Raw genomic sequence first — 13,245 nt, 5'->3', positions numbered from 1 at the left:
GGCTCAATGGTTGGGTTTAGCGCTCAAGGCCGCATGAAAATGGGCGCTCTGGCGCAGGTACTGCTCGGTATAGCTGTGGGTGGCGGTTACCTTGTTGCGGGTATCAGCCTGGGCATGCGCCGGCAGCACGACTGAGGCGGAACGGGCGGATGCGGCGATGACCGGGAAAAGATTGAAGTTCATCTGGGCTGACCTCGACTTCGGTGGTTTGACGTTGGCCCGTCTGGGCCTTGGGTCAAACTTACGCCGCTGAGGTCCGCCACAGAAATTCATTGCGGTGGTAGGGATTATCACGTCCATCGATAGTCAATCGATAAACTTCAGGTCCGAAGGCGCGTCCTGTGGCAAGGTCTGCACGGTTTCACCGAGCTTGCCAGTACGCGGGTCGCGGCGGATGACCACGATCTGGTTGCTCTTCTGGTTGGCCACCAGCAGGAAGTTTTCGCTTGGGTCCAGCGCGAACTCCCGTGGGTGGTCGCCCTCTACCGAACGGCGCTGCAAAAAGGCCAACTGGCCGTCCTCTTTGCCCACGCTGAAAACCACGATCTCGTTGGCTGTGCCACGGTTGCTGACATACAGGAAGCGCCCGTCTGCCGACAGGTGCAGTCCGCCCGCCGCCTTGGCCGCAGCGTCTTTCTGCTCGGTCAGCGGCAGGCGCTGGCGTTCGTGCAGCGCAGCGTCGTCGACATCGAACACGACCACTTCGGCGCTCATTTCCAGTGTCAGGTAGGCATGCCGCCCCTTGGCATCGAACAACAGATGACGCGGGCCGCTGCCGGGCGGCAACTCGACGGACGCCGGTATCGCAGCGCTCAGGGGCCGGTCGACGCTGGCGCCGTCGTAGCGGTAGATGAACACCTTGTCCGCGCCCAGGTCGCTGGCATACAGGTGGCTGCCATCGGGCGACAGCACCACGGCGTGCACATGGGCACCGGCCTGGCGCTCGGGGTTGACGCCGCTGGCCTTGTGCCGGGCTTGTTGCACCACCTCCTTGAGCTTGCCGTCCTTGGCCACCGGGATCACCACCAGGCTGCCGCCCGGGTCGGGGGCGACAGCATAGTTGGCAACGAACAGGTAACGCTGGTCGCGGCTCAGGCTGGCGTGAGTCGGTTCATCGCCACCGCTGGCCACCTGGTTGAGCGGCTTGATCTCGCCGTTGCCGTTCACACTGAAACTGCTGGCATGGCCCTGCGGCGTTTCGTTGACCGTGAACAGTTGCCGCTGGTCGGCCGAGAGTACCAGCCACGACGGGCTGACGCTCTTGACCACCTGCTGCGGCGTGGGGTCGATACGGCCAGTCTTGCTGTCGAACAGGTAGCGGTAGATACCTTGGCTGGCGCCATCGGTGTAACTGCCCACCAGCAGCGTGGCAGCCTGGGTAGTGAAAGTCAGGGTCATGAGGCTAGCGGTCAGCAGGCTCGTCCAAGTCCGGTTCATGGTGTTCTTCTTCATCCGGGGCGCGAAAGGCACTCATACAGACTAGACGATGCTCACCCTGGGCATCGTGCAGTTGCCACTCGTCACCGGCACCGATGGCGGCGGCGACCTGTTCGGCAGTGAAGGTCCAGCGACGGTGTTGGCGGCCGTCCATGCATTCGACCGTCAGGCCTGTTGCATCGAGGGTGAAGTCGAAGGCGTGGAGGCCGTCGATCAGTAGCATGTCGCAGGATGCGAGGGCGGTGGTGAGGGAGGACATGGGGGTACCCATTGCAAGTGAGCCGGCATTATAACCTTGACCCTGCGTTGCATGGCACCGGCTTCACAGGTGATCGCCGGCAAGCCAGCTTCCACAGGCCTTGTGGGGATGGCTTGCCAGCGATGGGCCGCAAAGCGGCCCCTGCACTCAATGGGCGAAGATCGAACCGCCCTGCTTGCCTGCCATCTTCTCGGGCTTGATCAGGAACCGCGCCAGCGCCGGCAGCAGCCACAGCGCACCGAACATGTTCCACAGCAGCATGAAGGTCAGCATCAGCCCCATGTCGGCCTGGAACTTGATGGCCGAGAAGATCCAGGTGCACACGCCGATGGCCAGGCACAGGCCGGTGAACAGCACCGCCTTGCCGGTCGAGCGCAGGGTCTGGTAATAGGCCTCCTGCAGCGGTAGGCCGGCACGCAGGAAGCTTTCCAGACGGCTGTAGATGTAGATGCCGTAGTCGACACCGATACCCACGCCCAGCGCCACCACGGGCAAGGTGGCGACCTTCACGCCGATCCCCATGAATGCCATCAGCGCATTGCCCAGCACCGAGGTCAGCACCAGCGGCAGGACGATGCACAAAGTGGCAGCAAAGGAGCGGAAGGTGATCAGGCACATCACCGCCACGCAGATGTACACCAGGATCAGGATGGTCAGCTCGGCCGACTTGATCACCTCGTTGGTCGCGGCCTCGATCCCGGCGTTGCCCGCCGCCAGCAGGAACTGCAAGCCGTCCTTGTCGTGGCTTTCGGCAAACGCCTTGGCAGCGCTGGTGACCCGCTCGAGGGTTTCGGCCTTGTGGTCGTTGAGGAACACCAGCACCGGTGCCAGCGAGCAGTCGGCGTTGTACAGGCCGTCGGCGCGGGCGATGGAATTGTTGAGGATGTCAGGGTTGCGCGACAAGGTTTCCCATTTCAGGCTGCCCTCGTTCATGCCCTTGATCACCTGCTTGGACACCGTCACCAGGGAGATCGCCGACTGCACGCCGGGGGTGTTTTCCATGGTCCACATCAGCTCGTCGATCGGTGCCATGGTCGAGTGGATCGAGCAGCTTTCGGCGGGCGTCTTGACCATCACCACCAACACATCGGAGCTGGTGGAGTAGTTGCTGATGATGAAGTTGTTGTCCTGGTTGTAGCGCGAGTCCGGGCGCAGCTCCGGCGCGCCCTGGTCGAGATCGCCGATTTTCAGGTTCTGGCTGTACCACAAGCCGCCAGCGAAGGCGACCAGGGCCAGGGCAATGGACACCGGCGCCACCTTGGCACTGGCGAAATTCGACAGCAGGCGCCAGAACGGGTGCTCACGGGTGGCGTCCTTCTTGCTGCGCTCGATGGCCTTTTTGCTGATGCCGATATAGGAAATCGCGACCGGCAGCAGGATCAGGTTGGTGAAGACGATGACCGCCACGCCGATCGACGCACCGATGGCAAGTTCGCGGATCACGCCGATGTCGATGATCAGCAGGGTAATGAAGCCCACGGCGTCGGCGAGAATGGCGATCATCCCGGGCAGGAACAGCTGGCGGAAGGTGCGCCGGGCGGCGGTCAGGGCATTCTCGGCGTCACTGGACTGCAGGGCGATGCCGTTGATCTTCTGCACCCCATGGGAAATGCCGATGGCGAAGATCAGGAATGGCACCAGCATCGAGTAAGGGTCCAGGCCAAAGCCCACCACATGCATCAGGCCCAATTGCCAGACCACTGCCACCAAGGTGGTGATCAGCACGGCGATGGTGCTGCGGATGCACCAGGTGAACCAGTAGAGCAAGACCCAGGTGATGACCAGGGCGACACCAAAGAACATCGCCACCATTACCAGGCCGTCGATCAGGTCACCGACCTTTTTGGCGAAGCCGACGATGTGCACCTTCACATTGGGGTTCTGTGCCTGGAACTTGTCGCGGATTTTCTCCTCGAGCAGATGCGAGAACTGCTGGTAGTCCAGCTTGACCTGCTTACCGGGGTCTTGCGGATCGGGGTAGCTTTCCAGCAAAGGTACATCGACGATGCTGGACTTGAAGTTGTTGCCCACCAGGCGCCCGACCTGGCCGGACTTGAGCACGTTGTCGCGCAGTGAGTCGAGGCTGTCCTGCGAACCGTCGTAGGTATTGGGGATGACTTCACCGCCGGAGAACCCCTCCTCGGTGACTTCACTCCAGCGCACGCTGGGGCTCCACAACGACTTGAGGCCCGCACGGTCGACGCCGGGGATGTAGAACACCTCGTCATGGATCTGGCGCAGGGTCTCCATGTAGTCCTTGTCGAAAATGTCGCCGTTGACCGCCTCGACCGAAATGCGCACGGTGTTGCCGAGGTTGGCCAGGTCGTTGCGGTGCGCCATCATCTGCTCGATGAACGGGTGTTCGAGCGGGATCATCTTCTCGAAGCTGGTCGAGGGGCGGATCTGCGAGGCCTGCCAGAACAGGAAGATGCTCACCAGCACGCACAGGGCGATGACCACCGGGCGGTTGTTGAAAATCAGGCGTTCCAGCAGCGTGGGCTTGTCCTGGTGGTGGGGGTGCATGATGCTCTCTCGACTGGTCATGGGCGAGGCTCCTGGGCTGCCTGGTCGGCTCCTTCAGCGGTGGCCAGGTGGACACCACCCTGCCCTACCAGCAGCAAGCCACCATTGGCCAGGCCGCTGACGCCGGCCAAAGCGATACGGTCGGCGCGGTTGTAGACCGTGAAGCGCTTCCCGTCATCGATACTGCGCAGCACGCTGCCGCCATTACCGACCAATACCAGGCTGCCATCATCCAGAAGCGTAGCGCTGGCCAGGCCGAATTCGAGGTTGCCGCGTGCAGCCTTGAGTTCGATCGGCTGCCAGCTGTCGCCGAAGTCCGTGGAGCGGAACAGGTTGCCGCGCAGGCCATAGGCCAACAACGTCTGCGGCTGGGCGGTGCCGATCACGCCGAACAGCGAGCCCTCGTAGGGCCCGTCGACCTTGCTCCAGCTCTGCCCGCTGTCACTGGAGCGGAACATGCTGCCCTGCTCGCCGACGATGAACAGGCCGGCATCCCTGATCTGGGCAATACCGTTGAGGTGCATCTGGTCGGGGTTGTCCAGGCGCTCGGCGACGTCCTGCCAGTGCTGGCCGCCGTCGCGGGTTTCCAGCAATGCACCGTAGGCGCCTACGGCAAAGCCGTGCTGGGCATCGAGGAAAGTGGCATCGAGCAGCGGGGCTTCACGGGCAAGGTCTTCGAACTGCTTGCTCCAGGTCGCACCGCCGTCGTTGCTGGCGAGAATCTGCGCGTCGTGCCCGACTGCCCAGCCACGCTTGTCGTCGATGAAGAACACTGCGGTGAGCAATTGCCGCGTAGGCACCCGCGCTTGGGTCCAGGTCTTGCCCTGGTCATCGGAGAACAGAATGTGGCCGCGATCGCCCACCACCACCAGGCGCTTGCCAGCATGAGCGGCGTCGATCAGCAGGCTCTGGCTGGCCTTTGCCGATTCGGTGGAATACTCCTGGGCAGCGGCGGCCTGCGTGCTCCCCGCCCACATCGCCAGTGCCAGCGCCAGCATTGCGCTGGCCGCCAACGGCCAGGCACTGCGCCTGGCATGCGTCATCACCCGCTCCCTCATGACCATCCCCTGTTTGTTGTTCTTGGTGGGTCTGTGCCTTGCAGGTACTGCGAAAACCCTGTAGTAGAGGCCTGCAATAGCTTCGGGCCATCGTAGCGGGGATGATTGCGGGAACACAACGAGCGGGACGTTATGTTTTGTTAACCAGAAAGGGGGCTGTTGCACAGCCCAATCGCCGGCAAGCCGGCTCCCACCACGATCGCGCAGTTCTTCAGGCTGCGCTTTGCCTGTGGAAGCAACCTTCTTGCCCAATTTCTAAAAGCCGGTCCAACTCCCTGTGGGAACCGGCTTGCCGGCGATCACCGGTGAAGCCGGTGCCATTCACCGCTGCACTGGATCGCTGGCAAGACAGTCGCACGCCCAAGTGATGCACCGCACTGAAGCCATGTGCATCACTTGTGGGGCAGCCAAGGCTTCACGCCAAGCTTTTGCTCACCACCTCATACACATCACTGGACAGCGCCCCGGAAGCGAGAATCCGCTCCAGTTCAACCTTCATCAACGCCTGACGCGCGTCGTCATACTTGCGCCAGCGGGTCAGCGGCGCCAGTTGACGCGAAGCGATCTGCGGGTTCAGCGCATTGAGCTCGATCACCAGGTCCGCCAGGAAGCGATAGCCCGAGCCATCGGCGGCATGGAAGTTGACCAGGTTCTGCCCGGCAAAGGCACCGATCAGCGCCCGTACCTTGTTCGGGTTCTTCAAGGTGAACGCCGGGTGCTGCATGAGCGCTTTGACCCGCGCCAGCCCGCCGGGCAGCGTGCTGGCTGCCTGCACACTGAACCACTGGTCCATGACCAGCGGGTTGTCCTTGAAGTGCTCGGCAAAGGTTTCCAGCGCCTTGGCGCGCTCCGCCTCGAACGGCGAGTTGACCAGCACGGCCAGCGCGGTCAGGCGCTCGGTCATGTTGTCGCAGTGCTCGAACTGCTCCAGGGTCGCTTCCAGCACCTGCGCCTTACCGCTGAGCATCAGGTACGACAGGGCGATGTTCTGCAGGCTGCGACGGGCGAAGTGCTCGGCCGCGGCGACGTAGGCGGTGGTGCGCGACACCTCGCGGTGCGCCTGGTAGCGCGCCCACAGGCCATCGAACAGCTGCTCGGCGATCTGCCGGCGGGCGAACTCGCGTGCCGCGTGGATCGCGTCGACATCGGCCACCTGGCTGATCTCGGTCAGGTAGGCTTCGCCCGGCAGCGACAGCATCTCGGAAACCATCGCGGCGTCCAGGGATTCGTTGCCCAGCACTGTGCCCAGTGCCGTGATCAGGCGTTGGTCAAGCTGCAGCGCTTCACCACGCTGATGCTGGCCGATCAGTTCCTGCAGCACCTGTACAGCCAACTGCTGGCCCGCTTCCCAGCGGTTGAAGCCATCGCTGTCGTGCTGCATCAGGAACATCAGCTGGTCCCGGTCGTACGGGAAGCTCAGCTTCACCGGCGCACTGAAGCCGCGCAGCAGCGATGGCAGCGGCTTGGCCTGGATACCTTCGAACGTGAAGGTCTGCTCAGCCTCGGTCACCGACAGCACGCGGGCAGTGCCCACCGCGGCGGCCTCACCGGCCAGGCGCAGAGGCAGGTCGTTGCCCTCGGCATCGAGCAGGCCCAGCTCGACCGGGATCACGAACGGCAGCTTCTCGGCCTTGTCCGGCGTCTGCGGGCAGCTCTGGCGGAAGGTCAGGCTGTAGGTGTGTGCCGTGGCGTCGTAGACCTCGCTGACCTCCAGGCGCGGGGTGCCCGCCTGGCTGTACCAGCGCTTGAACTGGGTGAAGTCGACGCCGTTGGCGTCTTCCATGGCCTTGATGAAATCGTCGGTGGTGACCGCCTGGCCATCATGGCGTTCGAAGTACAGGTCGCTGCCCTTGCGGAAACCCTCGGCGCCCAGCAGGGTACGGACCATGCGCACCACTTCGGCGCCCTTCTCGTACACGGTCAGGGTGTAGAAGTTGGAAATCTCGATGAAGCTGTCCGGGCGCACCGGGTGGGCCATGGGCCCTGCGTCTTCGGCGAACTGGTGGGTCCGCAGGTAGGCGACGTCCTCGATGCGCTTGACCGTGCGCGAGTTCATGTCAGCGCTGAATTCGGCATCGCGGAACACCGTAAAGCCTTCCTTGAGCGACAGCTGGAACCAGTCGCGGCAGGTCACGCGGTTGCCCGACCAGTTGTGGAAATACTCGTGGGCAACCACACCCTCGACCCGCTGGTGGGCAGCATCGGTGGCGGTTTCGGCGCGGGCCAGTACGCAGCTGGAGTTGAAGATGTTCAGGCCCTTGTTTTCCATGGCGCCCATGTTGAAGTCGTTGACCGCGACGATCATGAAGATGTCCAGGTCGTATTCGCGGCCATAGACTTCCTCATCCCAGCGCATGGACTTCTTCAGGCTGACCATGGCGTGGTCGCACTTGTCGATGTTCTCGGGTTCGACATAGATGCGCAGGGTCACATCGCGCCCGGACTGGCGCACGAAGGTGTCCTCGACGCACCACAGGTCACCGGCCACCAGCGCGAACAGGTAGGCCGGTTTCATGAACGGGTCTTCCCAGGTCGCCCAGTGACGGCCATCTTCAGCCGGCCCACTGCCGATCGGGTTGCCGTTGGACAGCAGCACCGGGTAGCGATGCTGCTCGGCGATCACCGTGGTGGTGAAGGTGCTCATCACGTCCGGGCGGTCGAGGTAGTAGGTGATCTTGCGGAACCCCTCGGCCTCACACTGTGTGCAGAACATCTTGCCGGACTTGTACAGGCCTTCCAGCGCGGTGTTGCTCTCGGGGTGGATCTTGACGCTGGTGTCCAGGGTGAAACGCTCGGCCTTGGGGTGCAGCGTCAGGCTGTCGGCTTCGAGCTGGTAGTCGCTGGCCTGCAGTTGCTGATCGTCCAGCGAGGCGCGCAGCAGTTCGAGCTGCTGGCCGTCGAGCACCAGTGGCGGCAGGCCGGCACCGCGTGCCGGGTTGCGGCGCATGACCAGTTGCGCATGGACCAGCGTGTGGTCCTCGAACAGCTTGAAGGTCAGGTGCGTCTCGTCGATCAGGTAATCGGGCGCCTGGTAGTCCTTGAGGTAGATCACTTGCGGTTGTTCGGTACGCATGTGCAGGTCCTTTTTACTGGAGCACGGCCAACTGGTAGGCCGTGTACTTGCGAATATTGATCACGCCGGTATCGAAGATCAGGTACTGCCCCTTGATGCCCAGCAGCGTGCCTTCCACCACCGGGTCCTTGTCGAGGTTGAAACTGACGATCTTTTTCGGGTAGGCATGGACCGGGTATTTCATGTGCACCACTTCGGCATCGGGCAGCGGCTGGATCGCCTGCAGGCCGAAGCGCGCCTGCAGGTCGCGCAGGCCATCGGCGCAGGCATCGAAGAGCTGCTCGCGAATGGCCACCAGGTCGAGCACTTCGGCATCGCCCTTGAGCAGCGCGCGCCAGTTGGTGCGGTCCGGCACCTGGCTGCGCAATACGTCTTCGACCAGGCCCGATTGCTGGCGGGTCGCCACACGCATGATCGGCAGCGCCTGGCTCGCCCCCTGGTCAAGCCAGCGGGTGGGCAACTGCGTAGCGCGGGTGATGCCAACCTTGACCCCGGACGAGTTGGCCAGGTAGACCACGTGATCGGTCATGCAGAACTGCTCGCCCCAGGACGGCTCGCGGCAGGTGCCGGCGTCGTAGTGGCAGTGTTCCGGCGCCATGATGCACATGTCGCACTGGGCCAGCTTGGTCATGCAGGGGTAGCAGTAACCCTGGCTGAAGCTGGTCTTGGTGCGTTTGCCGCAATGGCTGCAGTGAATGGCGCCGAGGTAGTGCAGGCGCAGGGTCTGGCCGATCAGCGGGTTGACCGGCACCTGGGTGTCATCCAGGCGAAAACTGTACTGCACCACGGGTGCTTCCAGGCTTACCGCCATCTTGCTCAATGAGCCACGAGCGAGTTCGATCAATGTACCGAGTCCGACTTGAACAGAATGTTAGGGATCGGCGCAGACTTCGATGCGCACTCCTGAGGCCCCATGTAGCCGGTACGCTGGTCTTCTGGCAGGTTCTTCATCTCCCAGGCGATCACCGCCTGCAGCGACAGCTCCTTCTGCTCGGCGGTGAGCTTGCGGCCATCGGACCATTTGCCGATCTCCACGGCCGTTTTCAGGCTTTCGTAGATTTCCGGCGTGATGTTTTCGATCATTTGCGCGAACGTGGACATAGCGTCTCCTAAATCAAGCGGACAGTTTACGCCGCGCCAGCGCACCACCCAAGAGGCCCGTCAGGCATCCGATGAGCAGCCCGCCGACGTGCGCGGCGTTGGCGATCTGGCCAAAACCGAGTTGGCCGACCACACCGGTCAGGCAAATGACCAGCCAGATGAGCATCATCACCAGCACGCCCTTGGGCAGGCTGAAGTGTGGGTTGGGCGCCAGCCACTGGTACAGCCAGACATGCCCGAGCAAGCCGTACAGCACCCCGGACAGGCCGCCGAACAGGCTCGGGCCACTGGTGTAGTGCTGGGCAAGGTTGGATACCAGGCTGAACAGCAAGGTCAGGCCAGCCAGCGCCCAAGGGCCCTGGCGCAGTTCGATGCGTTTGCCCAGTTCCCAGTACCACATGCCGTTCATGGCCAGGTGCAGGACGCCGAAATGCAGCAGCATCGGCGACACCAGGCGCCACCATTGGCCTTCGGCGAGGCCCTGGGCCAGCGGGGTGAAGTGCAGGTATTCACCCTGGACGCGGTAGTCGAGGAAGGTGAACCAGCTGATGGTGGTGAGGTTATCGCCCAGGCCGGTCAGGCCGGCGACGATCAGGCACAGGAAAAGGACGGCGGCGGTTACCTTGCAGGCTTTCGCCTGCTCGGCCAGGGTCGGCCCTTTCGCCGGCGAGCCAGCGCCCACAGGCGGCTGCGCAAGCTCGACATCAGCATTGCCGTCAGGGTAGCGCTGGTACAGCTGAAGAACATCTTCAGCCATGGTTTCCGGGGCCCAGAGCACCTGCACCTCGCCTTCTTCGCTGACCCGGTGCGGCACCTGCAGGCGCTGCAACAGGTGGACGAAGCCGCTGAGGTCGACCGACAGCGGCAGGCGTATCACTTCGACGATATTCATTGATTGGCCTGCGGTCGATCGACGTCGACCCAGACGAACTTGTGCGGGTCGATCCGGGTTTCATCATCCAGCCGATAGGCCGCCAGCTTGCCGTACAGCACCGCACTGTAGTCCAGGCAGGCCAGGTTGGGGCGTATCGGTGCCGGGCGGCCGCTGCGCCAGTAATGGCCGACGAACAGCAGCGGCTCCTCTTCGCCATAGCGTAGCAAGGCATTCTTCTCGGTGTGGCTGAGCGGCGTGCGGGCGACCTCATCGGGCAGCGCGTCCGGTTGGAAGACGATATCGCCGTAGGTCTTCGGGTCTTCTTCCCAGAACTTGGTCCGGAAGAAGGCGCGGGTCAGGCCATCGCCGCCGGTCAGTGTCAGGCCGTCCGGCAGGCGCATGTCGGTGCCGCGCAACAGACGGTTGCAGACCGTGGAGGCGAAGCTGCCGGGCACGGCCGAGGCCTGGATGAAGTGCTCGTCGATGCGCCCGTCCGGGTATTGCTGGCGCAACGGGTCGATCAGCCGCGGGTCCCAGCAGGCATGCACCAAGCGGAACCGCCCGGCGTCGAGGAACAGCGGCATGTCGTAGAACCACTGCAGAAAATCGTGCCAGTCACCGGGGTGGTGGGCGAACTGGGTCAGGGTCTCGTCGATCAGGCGGGCGTGGCGTGGGGTGTGCTCACGCACATAGGCCTTGCCGCTGCCGGGCAGCGCCGGGGTTACCCAGCCCAGGGCGTTGTACTCATGGTTGCCCATGATGCAGAAGGCCTGGCCGGCCTCGACCATGTCGTGGACGATGTGCAGCGCCTCCCGGATACGCGGGCCGCGGTCGACGATGTCGCCAAGGAACAGCGCCTGACGCCGCGGGTGGCACCAGACGCCGCCGACACGCTTGTAGCCGAGGGTGTCGAGCAGGCGTTCGAGGGTCAGCGCACAGCCATGCACGTCACCGATGATGTCGAAACTTCGCGCCGGATCGAACATCAGTCGTCCCTGCCCCCCAAGCGACTGCCCCAACCGAGCTTGGTGCGGCAGACCTCGTAGTAGTTGTGGCCCAGCGGGTGGATCAGGCGCAGTTTCTGCGGTTTCTTGCTCACGGTGATGGTATCGCCGGGGGCACAGGTGAAGTGGTTCTGGCCGTCGCAGGATACCTGCGGGTAGATCTGCAGGTCCTTGGACACCACGATCTTCAGCTCGCTGTTGCCGTCGACCACGATCGGGCGGCCGGACAGGGTGTGCGGGTACATGGGCACGATGACGATGGCGTCGAGCTTGGGGTGCATGATCGGGCCGCCAGCCGACAGCGCGTAGGCGGTCGAGCCGGTCGGGGTGGCGACGATCAGGCCGTCGGCCTTCTGGCTGCAGACGAACTGGCCGTCGATGTAGATCTCGAACTCGATCATCCGCGTCGACTTGCCCGGATGCAGCACCACATCATTGAGCGCATCGCCCTGGCCGATGGCCTCGTGGTGGCGACGCACCTCGGCTTGAAGCAGGAAGCGGTTTTCCACCAGGTAGTGGCCGTCGAGCACTGCAGCGACCTTTTCTTCCAGCTCGTCCGGGCGGATATCGGTGAGAAAGCCCAGGTTGCCGCGGTTGATCCCCAGGACCGGGATGTTGTGCCGGGCCAAAGCACGGGCGGCGCCGAGCAGGCTACCGTCACCGCCGACGACGATGACCAGGTCACAGACTTCGCCCAACAGCTTGCGCGTGGAGGTCTGCAGGCCGTGGCCAGGCAGCACTTCGGCAATGGTGTCCTCGAGGATCACGTGCAGGTGGCGCTCGAGGAGGAATTTTTTCAGTCGGCGAATGGTGTCGAGCACCTGCGAGCTGCCAAGGCGGCCGATGATACCGATATTGCGAAATTGCTCCATGGGGCTCCTGCAAGGCTCTGCGGCGGGTGACTATGCCGCGATTATGGGCGAAACGACCGGGCAGCGGCAAACCGGCTATGCTCGCAGCATGATGCCTTTCGCTGAACTCCATGACCTGCCTCGCCAATTGCGCCGCCCCGCCGTGCGCGACCTGGCCTGGACGCTGCTGTCGCCACCGCTGCTGAGCACACCGCCCTGCCCTCAGCGCCATCCGCTGGCAGGCAGCGCCTGGGCGGCAGACCCGCAGCGCCTCAAAGACTGGCTACAGGCGCTGGATGCCGACGACCAGCCCCTGCGTGAGTGGCTGGCAAACAGCACCAGCCGGCGCCTGGGCCTTTATTACGAAGGCCTGTGGCAGTTCGCCCTGGGCCAGGCGCCCGGTGTCGAGCTGCTGGCCGCCAACCTGGCGATCCGCAGCAGTGGGCGCACGCTGGGCGAGTTGGACATTGTGCTGCGCGACGCCGACGGTACCCACCACCTGGAGCTGGCCATAAAGCTTTACCTGGGGCCCACGGACGGCCCAGGCCATGACCCGGCGCAGTGGCTCGGCCCGGGTTGCCATGACCGGCTGGGCACCAAGCTGGCGCACCTGGCCGGGCACCAGTTGCCCATGTCGGGCGACGCGCAAAGCCGTGCGGCGCTGGCAGGGCTGGGCATTGGCCAAGTCCAGGCTCACCTGTGGCTGGCAGGGTATCTATTCTATCCGTGGCCCGGGCACGCCGAATCGCCTGAGGGGGCCAACCCGCAGCACCTGCGTGGGCGGTGGTTGCGCCGGCGGGATTGGGCAATGGCCGAGGCGCAGCGCTGGCAGCCCCTGCCCCGCCATGCCTGGCTGGCGCCGGCAAGGTTCGAGGCCGATCAAGTCTGGACCCTGCCACAGGTCGCGCAATGGCTTGAGCTGCTTGACCCGCAGGCACCGGCACAGATGCTGGTCAGGCTCGAACCCGGCCCGCATGGCGATTGGCAGGAAGTGGCTCGGGTGTTTCTGGTGGCAGACAGCTGGCCGCACCTAGCCCTGCGCGGGTAACTCGCTGGCCCAGGCCG

General features: G+C 63.9%; 12 protein-coding genes. 1 reads left to right on the top strand and 11 read right to left on the bottom strand.

The window, feature by feature from the left end:
* Positions 1-3: 3 nt before the first annotated feature.
* The 11 genes from OSW16_RS08200 to OSW16_RS08150 form a co-directional block, all read right to left on the bottom strand.
* On the bottom strand, positions 4-183 hold the full coding sequence (locus OSW16_RS08200) for a hypothetical protein (protein WP_267822175.1): 180 nt from the start codon (positions 181-183) through the stop codon (positions 4-6).
* Positions 184-306: 123 nt separating this feature from the next.
* Positions 307-1,437: a lactonase family protein gene (locus tag OSW16_RS08195; protein ID WP_267822173.1), complete on the bottom strand. Its 1,131-nt coding sequence runs from the start codon at positions 1,435-1,437 to the stop codon at positions 307-309.
* Positions 1,403-1,696 (bottom strand): DUF5629 family protein, encoded by a 294-nt coding sequence (locus tag OSW16_RS08190; protein ID WP_267822171.1) that lies wholly within the window; start codon positions 1,694-1,696, stop codon positions 1,403-1,405. The genes OSW16_RS08195 and OSW16_RS08190 overlap by 35 nt, the downstream gene beginning before the upstream one ends.
* A gap of 147 nt (positions 1,697-1,843) precedes the next feature.
* A complete protein-coding gene (locus OSW16_RS08185; RefSeq protein WP_418942049.1) occupies positions 1,844-4,240 on the bottom strand; it encodes an efflux RND transporter permease subunit in 2,397 nt (798 codons plus the stop codon).
* Positions 4,237-5,277: a WD40/YVTN/BNR-like repeat-containing protein gene (locus OSW16_RS08180; protein WP_267822169.1), complete on the bottom strand. Its 1,041-nt coding sequence runs from the start codon at positions 5,275-5,277 to the stop codon at positions 4,237-4,239. Before OSW16_RS08180 ends, OSW16_RS08185 begins: the two co-directional genes overlap by 4 nt.
* Positions 5,278-5,692: 415 nt before the next feature.
* Positions 5,693-8,350, bottom strand: coding sequence for an aminopeptidase N (gene pepN / locus OSW16_RS08175; protein WP_267822168.1), 2,658 nt, complete (start codon positions 8,348-8,350; stop codon positions 5,693-5,695).
* A gap of 13 nt (positions 8,351-8,363) precedes the next feature.
* Positions 8,364-9,194, bottom strand: a complete 831-nt coding sequence (locus OSW16_RS08170) for a DUF2797 domain-containing protein (RefSeq protein ID WP_267822167.1) — start codon at positions 9,192-9,194, stop codon at positions 8,364-8,366.
* Positions 9,191-9,451, bottom strand: a complete 261-nt coding sequence (locus tag OSW16_RS08165; RefSeq protein ID WP_027596707.1) for a YeaC family protein — start codon at positions 9,449-9,451, stop codon at positions 9,191-9,193. Before OSW16_RS08165 ends, OSW16_RS08170 begins: the two co-directional genes overlap by 4 nt.
* A gap of 13 nt (positions 9,452-9,464) precedes the next feature.
* A complete protein-coding gene (locus OSW16_RS08160; RefSeq protein WP_267822163.1) occupies positions 9,465-10,343 on the bottom strand; it encodes a rhomboid family intramembrane serine protease in 879 nt (292 codons plus the stop codon).
* Complete coding sequence (locus tag OSW16_RS08155; RefSeq protein WP_241803398.1) at positions 10,340-11,314, bottom strand: metallophosphoesterase; 975 nt, start codon at positions 11,312-11,314, stop codon at positions 10,340-10,342. Before OSW16_RS08155 ends, OSW16_RS08160 begins: the two co-directional genes overlap by 4 nt.
* Entirely contained in the window at positions 11,311-12,201 is an 891-nt protein-coding gene (locus OSW16_RS08150; protein WP_012313480.1) for an NAD(+) kinase, read from the bottom strand. The genes OSW16_RS08155 and OSW16_RS08150 overlap by 4 nt, the downstream gene beginning before the upstream one ends.
* Between OSW16_RS08150 and OSW16_RS08145 the strand changes: the two genes are divergently transcribed.
* Complete coding sequence (locus tag OSW16_RS08145) at positions 12,200-13,228, top strand: DUF1853 family protein (RefSeq protein WP_267822159.1); 1,029 nt, start codon at positions 12,200-12,202, stop codon at positions 13,226-13,228. The genes OSW16_RS08150 and OSW16_RS08145 overlap by 2 nt on opposite strands.
* Positions 13,229-13,245 lie beyond the last annotated feature (17 nt).

It is taken from the genome of Pseudomonas putida (assembly GCF_026625125.1).
In the GTDB taxonomy this organism is placed as follows: Bacteria; Pseudomonadota; Gammaproteobacteria; order Pseudomonadales; family Pseudomonadaceae; genus Aquipseudomonas; species Aquipseudomonas putida_X.
This window is presented reverse-complemented; position numbering and strand designations above follow the sequence as displayed.